Source organism: Streptomyces sp. MMBL 11-1 (genome assembly GCF_028622875.1).
GTDB lineage: Bacteria > Actinomycetota > Actinomycetes > Streptomycetales > Streptomycetaceae > Streptomyces.
The window spans coordinates 6715051-6731695 of sequence record NZ_CP117709.1; the positions used below are offsets into that span (position 1 = coordinate 6715051).

At 73.0% G+C, this 16645-nt stretch carries 13 protein-coding genes and 1 pseudogene; 7 read left to right on the top strand and 7 right to left on the bottom strand.

The genetic code is table 11. The features are described 5' to 3' along the window. Window positions 1-194 precede the first annotated feature (194 nt). Together PSQ21_RS29765 and PSQ21_RS29770 are read left to right on the top strand one after the other, a co-directional pair. Window positions 195-1589: a GH1 family beta-glucosidase gene (locus PSQ21_RS29765; RefSeq protein WP_274034393.1), complete on the top strand. Its 1395-nt coding sequence runs from the start codon at window positions 195-197 to the stop codon at window positions 1587-1589. A gap of 15 nt (window positions 1590-1604) precedes the next feature. Continuing rightward, the gene (locus tag PSQ21_RS29770) at window positions 1605-2735 is read left to right on the top strand and encodes an alpha-L-fucosidase (RefSeq protein ID WP_274034394.1); all 1131 of its coding nucleotides are present in this window, start codon (window positions 1605-1607) and stop codon (window positions 2733-2735) included. Here PSQ21_RS29770 and PSQ21_RS29775 read toward each other — a convergent pair. Both PSQ21_RS29775 and PSQ21_RS29780 read right to left on the bottom strand, forming a co-directional pair. Next, window positions 2707-3618: a GNAT family N-acetyltransferase gene (locus tag PSQ21_RS29775; protein ID WP_274034395.1), complete on the bottom strand. Its 912-nt coding sequence runs from the start codon at window positions 3616-3618 to the stop codon at window positions 2707-2709. The genes PSQ21_RS29770 and PSQ21_RS29775 overlap by 29 nt on opposite strands. Window positions 3619-3904: 286 nt before the next feature. Continuing rightward, window positions 3905-4117, bottom strand: a pseudogene (locus tag PSQ21_RS29780) (GNAT family N-acetyltransferase); the annotation flags it as partial. Window positions 4118-4269: 152 nt separating this feature from the next. On the opposite strand from PSQ21_RS29780, the gene PSQ21_RS29785 reads away from it, so the two are divergent. The 3 genes from PSQ21_RS29785 to PSQ21_RS29795 are packed head-to-tail and all read left to right on the top strand — an operon-like array spanning window position 4270 to window position 6249. Beyond that, window positions 4270-4953 carry a DUF1707 and FHA domain-containing protein gene (locus PSQ21_RS29785; protein WP_274034396.1) on the top strand — a complete coding sequence of 228 codons (684 nt, stop codon included), beginning with the start codon at window positions 4270-4272 and terminating at the stop codon, window positions 4951-4953. Between the two features lie 20 nt (window positions 4954-4973). Then, entirely contained in the window at window positions 4974-5174 is a 201-nt protein-coding gene (locus PSQ21_RS29790; protein WP_274034397.1) for a hypothetical protein, read from the top strand. A 46-nt stretch (window positions 5175-5220) separates the two neighbouring features. Then, the gene (locus PSQ21_RS29795; RefSeq protein ID WP_274034398.1) at window positions 5221-6249 is read left to right on the top strand and encodes a cytochrome P450; all 1029 of its coding nucleotides are present in this window, start codon (window positions 5221-5223) and stop codon (window positions 6247-6249) included. 20 nt (window positions 6250-6269) lie between these two features. On the opposite strand, the gene treY is transcribed toward PSQ21_RS29795, so the two are convergent. Both treY and glgX read right to left on the bottom strand, forming a co-directional pair. Further along, window positions 6270-8642 (bottom strand): malto-oligosyltrehalose synthase, encoded by a 2373-nt coding sequence (treY, locus tag PSQ21_RS29800; RefSeq protein ID WP_274034399.1) that lies wholly within the window; start codon window positions 8640-8642, stop codon window positions 6270-6272. Window positions 8643-8721: 79 nt separating this feature from the next. Continuing rightward, on the bottom strand, window positions 8722-10851 hold the full coding sequence (glgX, locus tag PSQ21_RS29805) for a glycogen debranching protein GlgX (protein ID WP_274034400.1): 2130 nt from the start codon (window positions 10849-10851) through the stop codon (window positions 8722-8724). Between the two features lie 394 nt (window positions 10852-11245). On the opposite strand from glgX, the gene PSQ21_RS29810 reads away from it, so the two are divergent. Continuing rightward, window positions 11246-12481 carry an SAV2148 family HEPN domain-containing protein gene (locus PSQ21_RS29810; RefSeq protein ID WP_097867350.1) on the top strand — a complete coding sequence of 412 codons (1236 nt, stop codon included), beginning with the start codon at window positions 11246-11248 and terminating at the stop codon, window positions 12479-12481. Between the two features lie 240 nt (window positions 12482-12721). Then, a complete protein-coding gene (locus tag PSQ21_RS29815; protein WP_274034401.1) occupies window positions 12722-13432 on the top strand; it encodes a 3'-5' exonuclease in 711 nt (236 codons plus the stop codon). Window positions 13433-13466: 34 nt separating this feature from the next. Here PSQ21_RS29815 and PSQ21_RS29820 read toward each other — a convergent pair whose 3' ends face one another. From PSQ21_RS29820 to PSQ21_RS29830, 3 genes are all read right to left on the bottom strand, one after another. Beyond that, window positions 13467-13820, bottom strand: a complete 354-nt coding sequence (locus tag PSQ21_RS29820) for a DUF4333 domain-containing protein (protein WP_274034402.1) — start codon at window positions 13818-13820, stop codon at window positions 13467-13469. Window positions 13821-13910: 90 nt separating this feature from the next. Beyond that, complete coding sequence (locus PSQ21_RS29825) at window positions 13911-15338, bottom strand: GntP family permease (RefSeq protein ID WP_274034403.1); 1428 nt, start codon at window positions 15336-15338, stop codon at window positions 13911-13913. Window positions 15339-15512: 174 nt separating this feature from the next. Continuing rightward, a complete protein-coding gene (locus PSQ21_RS29830; RefSeq protein WP_274034404.1) occupies window positions 15513-16610 on the bottom strand; it encodes a CdaR family transcriptional regulator in 1098 nt (365 codons plus the stop codon). Window positions 16611-16645 lie beyond the last annotated feature (35 nt).

Sequence of the window (16645 nt, forward strand, 5' to 3'; positions counted from 1 at the left end):
GCGGGGCGCGCGGCTTCCGGCGGGCGGGCTCCACGCTCCACGCGACGGGCTCTGTTGCCGCCCGCCACCGGCGATTAAGGTCTGGTCCTGATCATTGCCCGGCGAGGTGCCCGCTCATACGGATTCCGCTCACACGTACTGGTTCTGCTGACACGTACTGGTTCTGCTCATACGTACGGCTGCTGGAGGCCGCGATGACCCTGCCGTTGTTCCCTCCCGGCTTCCTCTGGGGAGCCTCCGCCTCCGCCTTCCAGACCGAGGGGGCGGTGGACGCGGACGGCAAGGGCCCCTCCGGCTGGGACGCCTTCGCCGCGCTGCCCGGCCGCATCAAGGACGGCACCGACACCACCCGGGGCACCGGCTTCCACGCCCGCTACCGCGAGGACGTCGCCCTGCTGGCCGGCCTCGGCGCCGACGCCTTCCGGTTCTCCGTCAGCTGGCCCCGCGTGGTGCCCGGCGGCAGCGGAGCCGTCAACGCCGACGGGCTCGACTTCTACGACCGGCTCGTCGACGAGCTCTGCGCCCACGGCATCACCCCCGCCCCGACCCTCTACCACTGGGACACCCCGCTCCCGCTGGAGGAGGCGGGCGGCTGGCTCGACCGGGACACCGCCTACCGCTTCGCCGAGTACGCGGGCATCGTCGCCGAACGCCTCGCCGACCGCGTCCCCATGTGGATCACGGTCAACGAGCCCGCCGAGGTCACGCTGCTCGGCTACGCGCTGGGCGCGCACGCCCCCGGCCGCACCCTCCTCTTCGACGCCCTGCCAGCCGCCCACCACCAGCTCCTCGCCCACGGCCTCGCCGTGCGCGCCCTGCGCGCGGCGGGCGCGGACAACATCGGCGTCGCCCTCTCGCACGCCCCGGTCTGGACGGCCGGGGACACCGACGAGGACCGCATCGGCGCGGAGCTGTACGACACGCTCACCAACTGGCTCTTCGCCGACCCGGTCCTCACCGGCCGCTACCCGGACGAGAACCTCGCGGCGCTGATGCCGGGCCCGGTCGCCGACGACCTCAAGGTCATCTCCGCTCCGCTCGACTGGTACGGCGTCAACTACTACAACCCCACCCTCGTCGGAGCGCCCGGGCCCGAGACGCCGGACACCTTCTCCGGCTACACGATGCCCGCCGGACTCCCCTTCGGCATAAGGGAGATCGAGGGATACGAGAGGACCGGTTTCGGCTGGCCCGTCGTCCCCGAGGGGCTGACCGAGATCGTCACCGCTCTCCACACCCGCTACGGCGACCGCCTCCCGCCGCTGTACGTCACCGAGAACGGCTGCGCCCTGGAGGAGCCCCACGCGGACGACCGCCGCATCGCCTACCTGGAGAGCCATCTGTCCGCCCTGCGCGCGGCGATGGACGCCGGGGTGGACGTACGCGGCTACTTCACCTGGTCGCTCACCGACAACATCGAGTGGACGGAGGGCGCCTCGCAGCGGTTCGGCCTGGTCCACATCGACTACGAGACCCTGACCCGTACGCCCAAGCGCTCCTACGCCTGGTACCGCGAGCTGATCCGCGCACAGAAGGCACAGAAACGGAATCCGGCGGTCGAAAGGGCTTACGCCATGCCCCCCGAGTGATCGATACTTCCCGCCATGGTCGCTTCATGGTGGTCCCGGGCCCGGCTGGGGATCTTCGTTCACTGGACACCCGCATCGGTCCCCGGCTGGGCCCCGCCCTACGTCCCCGCCGCCGGACTCCCGGCGGCCGGCCGGCGCGCGCCCCTGGCCTGGACCTCGTACGCGGAGTGGTACGAGAACGCGCTCCGCTTCCCCGGCTCCCCGGTCGCCGCCCACCACCGCGCCACTTACGGGAAGCGCCCCTACACGGCCTTCGGCCGCGACTTCGAGGACGGGCTCGCCGGCTGGGACCCGGCCGCCTGGGCCCGCGCGTTCCGGGAGGCGGGGGCCGGATACGCGGTCCTGGTCACCAAGCACCACGACGGGTTCTGCCTCTGGCCCTCGGAGACGGAGAACCCGCACCGCCCCGGCTGGCACACCGCCCGGGACGTGGTGGGCGAGTTCGCCGAAGCCGTACGGGCCGAGGGCCTGCGCTTCGGCGTCTACTACTCCGGCGGGCTCGACTGGACCTTCGACGACCGGCCCATCGGGACCGCCGCCGACATGTTCTCCGCCGTCCCGCGCGGCGGCTACCCCGCCTACGCCGACGCGCAGCTGCGGGAGCTGATCCGCCGCTACCGGCCCGACATCCTCTGGAACGACATCGCCTGGCCCGCCTCCGCCGGCGAGATCCGCTCACTGGTCGACTTCTACCGCTTCACCGTCCCGCACGGTGTCGTCAACGACCGCCTGCTGCCCTACGCCCCGCACTGGCGGGGCCTGAACCTGCCGGGAGCGAAGGCGCTGTACAACTGGTGGGACCGCCGGACGGTGGCGCGGGGCGAGGGCTTCGTCCCGCGCACACCGCCCGTCTACGACTTCCGCACCCCGGAGTACGCCCGCTACGAGGGCTCCGACCCGTACGAGATCACCCGGGGCGTCGACCACAGCTTCGGCTACAACCGGGCCTCGGGGGCCGACGCCTTCATCGGCCGTGAAGCCCTCACCTCACTGGTCCGCGACACGGCGGCCGACGGCGGGAGAGTCCTGCTCAACGTGGGGCCGCGCGGCGAGGACGCGACGATCCCCGCCGAGCAGCGCCTCCGCCTGGAGTGGCTGGCCGAGGAGGCCGGGGCCCTCACGCCAGATGGACCCATTCCTGGGTGACCGGGTACCCGGCGCGGGCGAACGCGGCGGCCATCGGGATGTTCCCCTGGTCCGTCGCACCCGCGACGAACTCGGCGCCCCGCTCGACGAGGAAGCGCGTGCACTCCACCAGCAGGTCGTAGCCGTAGCCGTGCCCGCGCGCCTCGGGGACGACCCCGATGAAGCCGACGCAGGGCCCCGAAGGGTTGTGCGCGGGCACCTGAATGCCCGCCACCTCGCCGTCCGGCGTGTACGCGATCCGCAACCACTCCCTCGGCGAGGGGCACCAGTGGAAGAAGTCCAGCTCCTCCCGGGCCGCCGCGTCCAGACCTCCGGGGCCCTCGATGGCCTTGCGGGCGTGGGCGTCCAGCGTGGCCGAGTGGACCCGGCGCAGCACATCGAGGACCACCTCGTCGTCCGGCTCCGGACGGAAGGTGAGCCGCCCCGTCCGCTCGGGCAGCGGGCAGTCGGGGGTCCACCGGTAGCGGTAGCGCTCGACCAGCGGCTTCATGCCGGCCGCCGTCGCGGCGGCGACCCGCGCCTCGACGGCGGCCCGCACCGCAGGGTCGTCCCGCCAGCCGGCGGGCGCGATCACCTCGTACTCCTTGTCGAACGGGGCGCGGCGCAGGAGTTCGGCGCCCGCCTCCGCCTCCCCGTCCGCGAAGTCGAACCAGTTGAGCACGACGGGCTCGGTGTCGCCGGGCGCGCCCCACCAGGCCGCTCTGGCGATCACGGTGTCGTCGCGCAGGGCGACCCAGGACCAGTCGGGGCGGTACTCGCCGCCGTCGGCCGTCGAGGTGTACGCGTGGCCGAAGGCGGCCCGGCCGACGTGAGGGCTGTCCTGGAACGTGGTGAAGAGTGCGGCGTCGCTCGGGGTGAGCGCGCGGATGACCGGATCGGTCATGAAAGTGTCCTCCGGGACGGAATGCCGCGCTCCCGGTCAGACGAGGTCCGACACCGCCCGGCGGACGGGGCGGGAGCGCGAAAGTGACGTACTGCGGATGGTGGTGCGGATGTTCCTGTGCACGTGTCCCGCCTCCTTCCACGACCGGTTCCGATGTCGGTGCCGACCGTAGCCGCCCCCGCGCCCGCCGTCCACCGGATTAACGGACCGGTTCAGCGGCGGGGCTCAACGGGGCGTGTCCCAGACCATGGTGAACGCCCGTTCGAAGTTGACGTGTCCGAGGCCGGTCCGGCGGCACGAACCGCCCGTACTCGGGCCGCCGCGCCCCGGCGGGCAGCACGGCCGCCGTCGCCGTCTCCAGCAGCCGGACGCCGATCGCGCCGCGTTCCGGGACGCGGCGCCCGGTGGCGAGGTCGTCGGCCAGCTCGTGGTCGGAAACGTACGAGAGGCGGCGGAACAGGTCGAGTTCATCGGGTCCGGACAGCGGGCGGACCGTCAACCGTGGTGCGACAGAGGTCACGGAGTCTCCTCGTGGTGGATGAGCGGCAGACCCTGGCAACGGGTCCCGCCGGGGGAGCGGCGCAGGTCAGCGCGGGACGAAACACTGCCTCGTCTGGACACCCCGGGCCCCTCGGCCCGACAATCGTCGACGTGACGTCCTCCTTCGAGTTCCACACGGGTCCCGCGCGGCTTTCGGACGCCCAGCGCGACCGTGTCCTCGGCGTGCTCAGAGACGGTGCGGCACAGGGCAAGCTGTCGCACGACACGTTCATGCGGCGCATGGAGCTCGCCCTCGTCGCCCGGCGCCCGGAGGAGCTGGCGGCTCTCACCTCCGACCTGGAGGCCGGCGGCGGCTGGTCCCAGGGCCTGGTCCGCGCGGTGGGCGGGATCTCCGCCTTCCCCGGGCGGCTGCGCCGCGCCTGGCAGACCGAGCGGCTCCCCAAGCTGCTGCTCCCGGCGCCCGGTCCGTACCCGCTGCTCATCGGCCGCGACCCGGCCAACGGACTGCGCCTCAACCACGAGACCGTCTCCCGGCTGCACGCCGAACTCTCCGCCCGGAACGGCCGTTGGGTGCTGCGCGACCTCAGCTCCACCAACGGCACCTGCGTCAACGGCCAGCGGCTCGTCGGCTCCATCCCGGTGCGGGACGGGGACCAGGTGAGCTTCGGGCGGATGAGCTTCCGCCTCACCGCCCCGGCCCCCCGCCCGCCCGAGCTGCCGTCGCCCGCGCCCCGCTCGTCCGCGCAGCCGCCCGAGCTTCCCCCGCCCGTGCCCCGGCCGTCCGCCCACCCGCCCGAGCTGCCACCGCCCCACCCCGGTCACCCGCCCGCCTGACCGCCCGGTCAGTGCCGCTGGTGCAGCCCGCGCCCGGCCGGCGTCAGAAACGCCTCGCCGACCGCGACCAGCAGCCGCTCGGCCGCCACCGTGACGCTCTCGCCCCGGGAGGCCGTACGACGGCCCGCACCCTCGCCTCCACCGCCGCACGCCGCCCCGCCGCACCCTCACCCGAACGGCCGCACGCCGACTGCGGTGCGCCCCCGGCGGTGGTCCGCTGAGAGGGCGCGCGCCGACCGCCGGCGCACCGACTCCAGGGGGCGCGGGATGCCGGCCGACCGCCCCGACGCGCTGCCCGCCGCCCGCCGACCGCACCGGCTCGCGGGCGGGCAGCCGGGCCTGCTGGCGCCGGGGGCCACGACCGATCCGTACCGGCTGCGCCTCTACCGCCTGCTGCGCACCGACCATCCCCTCGCCTACGACCCGGGCCTCGGCGCCTGGCTCCTCAGCCGGTACGCGGACGTGGCCCTGGCTCTCACCGACCCCCGGTTCACCGGCTACCCGCACGACGGGGCCCCGCGCGGCCGGGCCCCCGTGCCGCTCGGCCTCTGCCGGGGCAGCCTGGTCTGCGTCCCGCCGGCCGTGCCGCACCGCACCGCCGAGCCCGCCGTGGAGCGGACCGCGTATGTCCTGGCCCGCCGGATCGCCGGGCGCGAACGGGCGGACCTGGTCGCCGACTTCTGCCGCTGGCTGCCCGCGGGCGCCGCCGCGGCGGTGGCCGGTCTCTCCTACCCGGACCTGAGCACCCTGCCCCGGGGCGCCCTCCACCGGCGGGCCGGCGGGGGAGGCGGTGACTGCGCCGGGTCGACCGCGCTCCGTGAGCACGCCCTCGCCTCGTTCCTCGCCAACATGCTCGACGCCCCCGACCTGCTGGCCGCCGCGACGGCCGGCGAAGGGGAGGGGGCCGGGGCGCTGCTCGGACGGGCCTGGGCGGAGACCCTGCGCCGCGATCCGCCCGTCCAGATCGTGCTGCGCCGCACCCGTACCGAGGTGGCCGTCAGCGGCGGCACCCTCCCCGCCGACGCGCCCGTCGCCTGCCTCATCGGCGCGGCGGGCCGCGACCCGGCCCGGTTCGGCGCGCCCGACCGCTTCGACCCGCTGCGCTCCGACGCCGACCCGCTGCTCATCGGTCCGGCCGGCTGCCCCGCGGCCCTCATCGGCGGACTGGAGGCCGAACACGGCCTGCGCGCCCTGGTGACGGCCATGCCCGGCATCCGCTGGGCCGACGGCTTCCGCCCGGCGGCGGGCGGCCTGCTCACCCGCGGCCCGCGCGCCCTCCTCGTACGCACGTCCTGACGGTCCCGCCCCCCGGCCCCTCAGTCCCGCACCCGCCGCAGCAGCGCCACCGGCCGCTCGGCGAACAACTCGGCCGCCGCCACCACACCGCCCCCGAACTCCCGGCCCGGCGACGCCGACAGCAGGTCCAGCCAGGGGCCCCCGTCCGGCAGCTCCAGCACCGTGTCCCGCCAGCCCCCGTCCTCGGCCAGCCGCAGCGACAACCGGGTCACCGCCGTGACCACTTCGCCCGAACGGCAGAAGGACAGCAGGTGCGGGGCGGCCGGGCCCCGGGCCGTCAGCGGCGCGTACGTCCCGGACTCCCCGAACACACCGGGCAGTTCCCGCCGAAGCCGGAGCGCGACCGCCGTCAGCGCCTGCTTCTCGCCCCCGGACTCCGGACGCCGGAAAGGCCGCCGGTTGTCCGGGTCGACCAGGGCCAGGTACTCGCTCTCCGTGCCCTGGTAGAGATCCGGCACCCCCGGCATCGTCAGCTGCACCAGCGCCGCCCCCAGCACCTGGGCCCGCACGTGCGGGGCGAGCGCGTCCGCGAACTCGGCGAGCAGCGTCCGGGCCGCGCCCGCCCCGGCGCCCGGACCGGCGGCGACGAAGTCCGTCACCGCCCGCTCGTACCCCGGATCCGGCTCCGTCCAACTGGTGAACAGGCCCGCCTCCCGCACCGCCTTCAGCAGGGCCGGCTCCAGCCGCGCGGACAGCTCGTCGGCCGGCAGCTCAGCGCAGCCGTACGCCGACTGCCAGGCGGCCCAGGCCAGTTGCGGATCCGGGGCCGCCACGGGTGTCGCCGCCGTCAGCTCCGCCACCAGCGCCGCCCACCGCTCCGGACACTGGGACAGCACCGCGATCCGGGCCCGCACATCCGCGCTGCGCTTGGTGTCGTGCGTGGTCAGGACCGTGCCGGTGGCGGGCCAGTCGCGGGCGATCCGGGAGGCGAAGGCGTGGAACCGCTCCGGCGACACCGCGGGCTGCCCCGGGGCCCCGCCCACCTCGGTGGCCGAGAGCAGCGGGACGTAGCGGTAGAACGCCGTGTCCTCCACCGACTTGGCGTGCAGCGCCGACGCGGTCTGCGCGAACCGGGCGCAGAACGCCGCCTGTTCAGCCCCGCCGCCGAGCCGCCCGAGCGCCAGATCCCGTACGACGTCCACGGCCGCCGCCTCCTCCGGCACGGAGAACACCGCCTTCGCGTCCCGTACCGCCTCGTCGGTCAGCGTCTCCTCGGCGATCCGCGACGGCGGTTCGCCCGCCGTGACGTACGGGCGGTAGACCGGGACCCGCACCAGCAGCTCCCGGACCGCTGTCTCCAGCGCCCAGGGCGCGTGGTCGCGCAGCGCGGGGTCCCGGCCGCAGATCCCCGTCGCGAGCCGGGTCAGCCACGCCGTCTCGGCGGCCAGCTCATGCGTCGCCACCCGGTACGCGGCCCGGCGCACCGTCGCCGTCCAGTCGCCGCCCCGGTCGTCGGGCGGGCCCGCGAACTCCCGGTAGCGGCCGAGCAGCTCCGCCGCGCCGGACGGGTCGGTGAACAGCCCGTCGATCCGGTGCAGCGCGTCGTACCCGGTGGTGCCGGCGACCGCCCAGTCCGCCGGGAGCCGCTCGTCACCGGTGAGGATCTTCTCCACCACCGTCCATCGGCCACCGGTAGCCCTGTTCAGCCGCTCCAGATAGGCGGCGGGCGCGGCGAGGCCGTCGGGATGGTCGACGCGCAGCCCGTCCAGCACCCCGTCACGGAGCAGTTCGAGGACCTTGGCGTGGGTGGCGTCGAAGACCTCCGGGTGCTCGACGCGGACCCCGATCAGCTCCGACACGGTGAAGAACCGCCGGTAGTTCAGCTCGGTGCGGGCGAGGCGCCACCAGCCGAGCCGGTAGTGCTGGGCGTCCAGCAGCTCCGGCAGCGGAAGGTCCGCGGTCCCGGCACGCAACGGGAACTCCAGCTCGCCGTGGCGCAGCACCTCCCCGTCCACCGAGAGCCGCTCCAGCTCCCCGCCGAGCGGCCCGCCGAGCACCGGCAGCAGCATCCGGCCCCCGCCCGCCACCCAGTCGATGTCGAACCAGCGGGCGGACGGGGAGGACGGGCCCTCGCGCAGCACCTCCCACAGCCGCCGGTTGTGCCGGGGCGAGGCCGCCATGTGGTTGGGCACGATGTCCAGGACCAGGCCGAGCCCCTGCTCCCGGGCGGCCGAGGCGAGCGAGCGCAGCCCCTCCTCCCCGCCCAGCTCCGCCCGGACCCGGCTGTGGTCGACCACGTCGTAACCGTGCGGGGAGCCGGGGACCGCCTCCAGGACGGGCGACAGGTGGAGGTGCGAGACGCCGAGCGCGGCGAGGTACGGCACGGCCTTCTCGGCGGCGGCGAACGGAAAGTCGGGCTGGAGCTGCAGCCGGTACGTGGCGGTGGGCGTCATGGACTCCTACGTACCCCGCCCGGGGCGATCCGTGTCATTCCGGGCGGCACACTCACTCCCGCTCCCCGCCCGTCCGGTCTCAGGCGGGCCGCTTCAGCACGGTCAGGCTGCGCCCGATCAGCGTGACCTCTTCGCCCTCGGCGACCTTCGGGCCCGCCCCCGGCTCCACCCCTTCGGGACGCGCGGTGTCGACGACGACCTGCCACTGCTCCCCGTGGCCGACCGGGACGGCGAACTCCAGCGTCTCGGCGCTCGCGTTGAACATCAGCAGGAACGAGTCGTCAGAGATCCGCTCGCCGCGCGGCCCCGGCTCCGAGATCGCGTGCCCGTTCAGGAAGACGGTCATCGCCTTCGCGTGCGCCGCCTGCCAGTCCCGCTGCGTCATCTCCTCGCCCTCGGGAGTGAACCAGGCGATGTCGGAGAGCTCGTCGTGGGTGCCCTCCACCGGCCGTCCGTGGAAGAAGCGGCGGCGCCGGAACACGGGGTGGTCGCGGCGCAGCCACACCATCGCCCGGGTGAACTCCAGCAGCGTCGAGGCGGGGGAGCCGGCCTCCTCGTCCGGATCGGGCCAGTGCACCCAGGCCAGCTCGTTGTCCTGGCAGTAGGCGTTGTTGTTGCCGTTCTGCGTACGGGCGAACTCGTCGCCGTGGCTCAGCATCGGCACACCCTGCGAGAGCATCAGCGTGGCGATGAAGTTCCGCATCTGGCGGGCGCGCAGTTCCAGGACCTCGGGGTCGTCGGTCTCGCCCTCCGCGCCGCAGTTCCAGGACCGGTTGTGGCTCTCGCCGTCCCGGTTGTCCTCCCCGTTGGCGTCGTTGCGCTTGTCGTTGTACGAGACGAGGTCGTGCAGGGTGAAGCCGTCGTGGCAGGTGGTGAAGTTGATCGAGGCGAGCGGGCGGCGGCCGTCGTCCTGGTAGAGGTCGGACGAGCCGGTGAGCCGGCCGGCGAACTCCGCCAGGGTGCGGGGCTCACCCCGCCACAGATCGCGGACCGTGTCGCGGTACTTGCCGTTCCACTCGGTCCACAGCGGCGGGAAGTTGCCCACCTGGTAGCCGCCCTCGCCGACGTCCCACGGCTCCGCGATCAGCTTCACCTGGCTGACGACCGGGTCCTGCTGCACCAGGTCGAAGAACGAGGAGAGCCGGTCCACCTCGTGGAACTGCCGGGCGAGTGTCGCCGCGAGGTCGAAGCGGAAGCCGTCCACATGCATCTCGGTCACCCAGTACCGCAGCGAGTCCATGATCATCTGGAGGACGTGCGGGGACCTCATGAGCAGGGAGTTCCCGGTCCCCGTGGTGTCCATGTAATAGCGCTGGTCGTCGGTGAGCCGGTAGTAGGAGGCGTTGTCGAGGCCGCGGAAGGAGAGCGTCGGGCCGAGGTGGTTGCCCTCGGCCGTGTGGTTGTACACCACGTCGAGGATGACCTCGATGCCCGCCTGGTGCAGCGCCTTCACCGCCTGCTTGAACTCCAGCACCTGCTCGCCGCGCTCGCCCCAGGAGGCGTACGTGTTGTGCGGGGCGAAGAAGCCGATGGTGTTGTAGCCCCAGTAGTTGGCGAGCCCCATGTCCGAAAGCCGGTGGTCCTGCACGAACTGGTGAACGGGCATCAGCTCGATCGCGGTGACGCCCAGTTCGGTCAGGTGGGCGATCACCTCCGGGTGCGCGAGCCCCGCGTACGTGCCGCGCAACTCGGGAGGTAGCCCCGGGTGCAGCATCGTCAGGCCTTTCACATGGGCCTCGTAGATCACCGTGCGGTGGTAGTCCGTCCGGGGGCGGCGGTCGTCGCCCCAGTCGAAGTACGGGTTGACCACCACCGAGCTCATGGTGTGCGGGGCCGAGTCGAGGTCGTTGCGGGCGTCCGGCCTGCCGAACGGATATCCGTACACCTCCTCGCCCCACTGGATCTTCCCGGCCACCGCGCGGGCGTACGGGTCCAGCAGCAGCTTCGCGGAGTTGCACCGCTGCCCGCGCTGGGGCTCGTAGGGGCCGTGCACCCGGAAGCCGTACCGCTGACCCGGCATCACCCCGGGCAGATAGGCGTGGCGCACGAAGGCGTCGGTCTCGCGGAGTTCCACCGCCGTCTCCGAGCCGTCGTCGTGCAACAGGCACAGTTCGATCCGGTGGGCGGCCTCGGAGAAGACCGCGAAATTGGTGCCGGCGCCGTCGTACGTGGCGCCGAGGGGGTAAGCGTGTCCCGGCCAGACCTGCATGATGAAGACTCTTCCACTTCTGATCCGGGTGCGGTGGCCTTCCTCGGCCCGGTACTGCCCGAATCTTCCCCGAAAACGAGGCGCTCACCTAGGATGTCGCCCGGTGCGGCCGGGTCCCGTTGTCCGGTCCGGGCCGGACCGGTCAACTTCGGACACTCCAGTTCCGCCCCGGATGTGCTTGCGGACCCCGTCCCCCGGCGGGCGTCCGGTTCCCGCCGGGGGACAGGGGGTCCAATCACTATGAATCCGCTCACTCCACCCGATCTCGCCGCAAGGAACAAGCCGGACGCGCAGGGGAGTTGAGAAAGTCGCCTGCGCATCGGGCTGCGTCGGATCGTGCTCCCGGAGTACCCTTCCTTGATCGTTGGGTGGGGGAGTGGAAGGCGGTACGCGGGTGAGCTCGGGAGGGTTCGAGCTGCCCCCAGGTGACGCGGGTCACGAGGGGGAATCGACCGATGCCCCGCCCGGGGCGGTGTCTCTCGCGCAGCCCGTGGAGATCGGCGCCGAGCTGGACTGGGGCTCGGAGGCCTGGAACGAGGTGCGCACGCGGGCCCAGCGGGCCGGACGCGCCTATATCTGGCTGAATCTGGTCGAACAGCGTCTGCGGGCCGTCGTCGCCGCGGTGCTCCGGCCGATCTACGAGCCGGTGCACGGCGAGGAGTGGGTGGTGGCCGCGGCCGGACCGGCCGGGCAGGAGTGGGTGCAGCGTGCCGTCGCCGTACGGGAGGTCTCGCGCCGCAAGGGCTATCTGCTGGACCCGGCCGACGACAACGTCCTCAGCTTCCTGACGCTGCCGCAGCTGCGGGAGCTGATGGTCCAGCACTGGCCCTGTTTCGAGCCGTACTTCGACGACCGGCGCGACGTCGAGCTGGCCCTGGACGAGCTGGAGGTCGCGCGCAACGTCGTCTCCCGCAACCGTGCGCTGAACGAGGCGGTCCTCGCCCAGGCGGAACGGGCCTCCGCCCGGCTCCTGGACATCCTCGGCAGCGGGGCGGGAGTGCCCTCGGCGGACCGGCTGCCGGTGGACGCGGTGGAGGAGCTGGTCGGCGACCGGTACGCGGACGTGGTCTCCGTCCACCCCGACCGGGTCCGGCTCCAGCGCCAGCTGCCCGCCGAGGACCTGTTCGGCGGGGCGCGGCGGCTGGACGCCATCGGGATAGGCCTCAACCTGCTCGTGCAGAACTTCTCCGGCCGCCGGCTCGTCCGGCTCGCCGAAACGGGCTGCCGGGTCCGGCTGCTGTTCATCAATCCGGCCAGCAGCGCGGTACGCCGCCGGGAGCGGGAACTCGGCCTCAAGAAGGGTGAGCTGAGCCGTTCGGTGGAGATGAACATCCTGCACATGCGCCGGGTGCGCTCCAAGCTCCGCGACCCGGGCGCGTTCGAGATCCAGGTCTTCGACGAGACCCCGCGCTTCACCGCCTATCTGGTGGACGGCGACGGGCCGGACGCCGTGGGCGTCGTCCAGCCCTATCTGCGGCGGGCCCGGGGCATGGAGGCGCCCGTGCTGGTGCTGCGCGGCGGGGGCCGGCGGACGGTGGTGCGGGCGGGGCAGGACAGCGAGCACGGACTGTTCGAGACGTACCGCGAGGAGTTCGAATCGGTCTGGACGGACTCCCGGCCGGTCTCCTGAACCAGCGGACCCGCTCGTTCCTGAACCAGCGGACCTGGTCGTTCCTGAACCAGCGGACCTGGTCGACTTCCCGCCCGGCGCCCTGACGGCCCGCCCCGCTCCCCTCGCGCCTTGTTCTCCTCGCGCCCCGCTCGGCCTTTCTGACGGGCCGTGGCGCCGCAGCCCTCCCCGGGGCCCTGTCAGTGGCCCGTGCGAAGGTGGTGAGCACATGGGGGAGCGCACCACGAAGGAGGTATCGGGATGAGCTGGCACCGGGGAACACTGGTCGGCTTCGACCTGGAGACGACGGGGACCGACGTCGAGAACGACCGGATCGTCACGGCCGCACTGGTCCGGCTGGACGCAGACGGGACGGTCGCCGAGCAGCGTACCTGGCTGCTCGACCCGGGGGTGGCCATACCCGAACAGGCGTCCGCGATCCACGGCATCGGCACCGACCACGCCCGCAAGCACGGGGCGCGGGCCGCCCCGGCGGTCGAGGAGATCGCCCACGCGGTCGCCGAGGTGCTGCGCTCGGGTGTCCCGCTGGTGGTGATGAACGCGCGCTACGACCTCTCGCTGCTGGACCGTGAGTGCCGCAGGTACGGGCTGCTGTCGGTCGACGAGAGGGTCGGCGGGGCGCCCTCGCCCGTCATCGACCCGCTGGTGATCGACAAGCACGTCGACAAGTACCGCAGGGGCAAGCGGGCCCTCCAAGCACTGTGCGACCACTACGGGGTCACGCTCGACGGAGCCCACGAGGCGAGCGCCGACGCGGTGGCGGCGGTGCGCGTGGTGCGCCGGATGGGGGAGCGGCACCGCCCCGTCGGCACCCTGCCCCCCGCCGAACTGCACGCCCTTCAGATCCGGGCGGCAGCCGAGCAGTCGGCCTCCCTCCAGGCCTACCTGCGCCGCTCGGACCCGGCGGCCGTGGTCGAGGCGTCCTGGCCGGTGATCCCACGCAGCCGCTGAGCCGGGGCCGACGGGGCCGGAAACCCCCTCCGCGTCAGTTGGCGGCGGGGGAGGCCGTGTCGTCCGCCTTGATGTCGAAGTTGATCTGATCGCCGTCGACCGAAGTGACGGTCGCCGTCACGCCCAGGGTGCTGCCGTCGCCCGCCGTGAGGGTGCAGCGGGTCTCGGTGCCGACCTTCCCGACGAGGTCCTCGGGGCACGTGACGTCCGGTTCCGGCTGGCCCGTCGTCTCGGCGAGCTTCTTGGCGACCGTGGCGGACAGCTTGTCCTTGGACAGCTTCGACTCGGAACTTCCCACACTCACCGAGGCCGAGCAGCCGACGAGCAGCGCTCCGGCGGCCAGGGCCGAGAGGCTCCACGTCACTGCGGTCGAGCGGGTCATGGGCATGGGAAGGCTCCGATTCGCAAGGTGCGGGACAGTCGGCGGAAGCATACGTGGCACCGTGCCCGCGGCCGGCCGCCGGAGGGCGCCGGCGGCTCAGAGCAGCACGGCGCCGAGCACGAGTACGGCGGCCAGCGCACTGAGGCCCTGGACCAGGGTGGCCGCCGTGTGCGCCCGGTACGCGGTCTTGACGTCCATTCCGGAGAACTGGGTGACGACCCAGAAGTACGAGTCGTTGACATGGCTCACCACCATGGCGCCTGCGCCGATCGCCAGCACCGCCATCACCTGGCCGATGGGGATCGAGCCGAGCGTTCCGTCCAGGCCCAGCGTGGGCAGCAGCGGGTGGGCGAGGGTGGAGGTGATGATGAGCGCGGCGGTGCTGCTGCCCTGCGCGGTCTTGAGGAGCGCCGCGATCCCGAACAGCACCAGGAGGGCGGTCACTCCCTTCAGCGCCGAGCCGTCCCCGATGAGGGTGCCGATGTAGTCGGCCAGCGGAGTGCCCTTGATCACCGCGCCGAACGCGCCGCCCGCCCCCGTGATGACGAGAATCGGCGCCGCGTCGACCAGGCCCTCGGCGACCCAGGTGGTGAGCGCCTTGGCGTCCCGCCGCGGCGGGAGCAGCGCGAGTGCCAGGACGACACCGATCAGCAGGGCGTTCACCGGTGAGCCCAGGTCCGTGAGCAGAGCTCCGAGGGCGCCGTCGACGAGCGTGGAGTCACCTGAGGGGAAGGCCGCGACCGAGCCGGTGGCCATCAGAACGATCGGGACGAGGATCGGAGCCAGCGCCCGGCCGAGCCCCGGAAGCCGCTCGAACTGCTCCTTGTACTCCTCGAAGGACTCCTCGACGTCGGGCAGCGAACTCCGCAGGTCCTGGGTGCGACGCAGGGCCCAGAGCAGTCCGGCCAGCGCGGCGACCAACGAGACCGGGATGCTGAAGAGGATGACCCACACCAGTCCGTCCGACCCGATGCCCACGTTCCCCGCCGCGGCGATGGGACCCGGCGTGGGAGGTACGAAGGTGTGCGACGCGTACAGGCCGGTGGCCAGTGCCGTGCCCAGGACGACCGGGTTCTTGCCGGTCCTGCGGGCGATCGACCGCTGGAGCGGGGACAGCACCACGTAGCCGGAGTCGCAGAAGACGGGAATGGAGACGACCCAGCCCATGACCGACATGGCGAGCGCCGGATGCCGTTTGCCCACGACCTTCAGCACGGCCTCGGCGAGGGTGACCGCCGCACCCGTGCGCTCCAGGACCTTGCCGATCACCGTCCCGAAGAGAATCACCAGGCCGATGCCGGCCAGAATGGAGCCGAACCCCTCGGCGATGGTGGCTCCGAGGTCGTCGACGAAGGGTTTGTCCGCCCCGGTCGCCGCGCCGATGCCCATCGCCGCGAGGCCGAAGCCGTACGTGGCGATGACGATGGCCAGGAAAGGGTGCAGCCGGAACCGGCCGCACAGAACGATGATCAAGACGATGCTTATCGCGAGGGCGACGAGCAGGGACGGTCCTGCGGTGCTCATGGGACTCCTTGGGTGAAAACCGGAACACTCGGGGAACGAACGGTCCGTGGGAGCACTGTAGGAATCGCCCCACCCGTGGGACATCGGCTCGGCAGACGAAGTTCCCCCGGTCCTGGCGGGGCGTCTCTGTGCATGTGCACAAGCACCCGCGGAAGGAACCCTCGACAATGCCGGTCACTCCGGCTCGGACAGCTCCTGCAAGTGCAGCGCGACCTGGAGGACCACCGCGTCCTGGAAGGCGCGCGGGTCGCGGCCGGTGAGGTGCTCCACCCGTCCGAGGCGGTAGGCCAGGGTGTTGCGGTGGACGTTCAGAGCGGTCGCGGCGTCGCCCACGTTCCGGTCGTGCGTGAAGTACACCCGCAGGGTGTGGCGCAGCTCCTCGGGCAGCGCCCCCACGATGCGTGCCGCCGCGCCGCGCCGGGTTCCGGGGTCGAGCCTGGCGAGGAGGGCCGGCAGCTCCAGACTCGACAGGCGCACCACACCGCGCAGCCGCCGCCGCAGCGCGAACCCGGCCTGCGCGGCCCGTTCGAGGAGCGTCGGGAAGTCATCGGCGCGCCCCGCGTCCAGGCATCCGATGTCGCTCTCCGCCCGGCACAGCAGCGAGATCCGGTGCCGCAGCCCGACTCCGGCGGACCCGCCGGCCACCACCCACAGGACGCCGTTCGTGTCCGGCGCGATGATGGTGGTGGCCTCGTCCGCCTCCAGCCGGCGGTACCGCTCCGCGGGGTCCTCCGGATCGCCCAGGGGGCTGCGGCCGGGCCGTGACGTCACGCCGTCGACCAGGAAAAGGTGGTACGGAGGCTCCACCCGGCAGCCCGCGAGCTGCTGCCGCTGCCGCCAGCCCGCCCCTGTCAGACCTCCGGTGCGCAGGTCCTCGATCAGCTGCAACCGCACGCGGTGGCGCCAGCCGGCCTCTCCGAGGAACGCCTGTTGAGCGAACATGAGTTCGGCCATCCTCGCGATGGCCCGGGCGATCTCGCCCACGCGCGCGGGGTCGCCGCTCACACCGACGACGCCGACGATCTCGTCGCCGAGCCGCAACGGCAGATTGACTCCGGCGAGCGTTCCCGTCAGGGCGCGGGCCTCTTCGCTGGTGACGGCGAACAGCCGCCCCGTCCGCAGCACACGCAGCGCGCCCTCGTGGAGGCTGCCCACCCTGGACCGGTCACTGCTGGCGATGATGATGCCGTGATCGTCCATGACGTTCACCCGGACGCCGAGCCGATCGACGATGTCGCCCACGATGGCCTGAGCCGCGACGCCGTCCATCATCCGGTCCTCCCGTCGCCGACCCGGCCGGAACCGGA

Bases quoted from the DNA above. Each gene is read 5' to 3' on its own strand.
- PSQ21_RS29765 (WP_274034393.1), top strand. From the start codon at position 195: ATGACCCTGCCGTTGTTCCCTCCCGGCTTCCTCTGGGGAGCCTCCGCC.
- PSQ21_RS29770 (WP_274034394.1), top strand. From the start codon at position 1,605: ATGGTCGCTTCATGGTGGTCCCGGGCCCGGCTGGGGATCTTCGTTCAC.
- PSQ21_RS29775 (WP_274034395.1), bottom strand. From the start codon at position 3,618: ATGACCGATCCGGTCATCCGCGCGCTCACCCCGAGCGACGCCGCACTC.
- PSQ21_RS29795 (WP_274034398.1), top strand. From the start codon at position 5,221: ATGCCGGCCGACCGCCCCGACGCGCTGCCCGCCGCCCGCCGACCGCAC.
- treY (WP_274034399.1), bottom strand. From the start codon at position 8,642: ATGACGCCCACCGCCACGTACCGGCTGCAGCTCCAGCCCGACTTTCCG.
- glgX (WP_274034400.1), bottom strand. From the start codon at position 10,851: ATGCAGGTCTGGCCGGGACACGCTTACCCCCTCGGCGCCACGTACGAC.
- PSQ21_RS29815 (WP_274034401.1), top strand. From the start codon at position 12,722: ATGAGCTGGCACCGGGGAACACTGGTCGGCTTCGACCTGGAGACGACG.
- PSQ21_RS29820 (WP_274034402.1), bottom strand. From the start codon at position 13,820: ATGCCCATGACCCGCTCGACCGCAGTGACGTGGAGCCTCTCGGCCCTG.
- PSQ21_RS29825 (WP_274034403.1), bottom strand. From the start codon at position 15,338: ATGAGCACCGCAGGACCGTCCCTGCTCGTCGCCCTCGCGATAAGCATC.
- PSQ21_RS29830 (WP_274034404.1), bottom strand. From the start codon at position 16,610: ATGATGGACGGCGTCGCGGCTCAGGCCATCGTGGGCGACATCGTCGAT.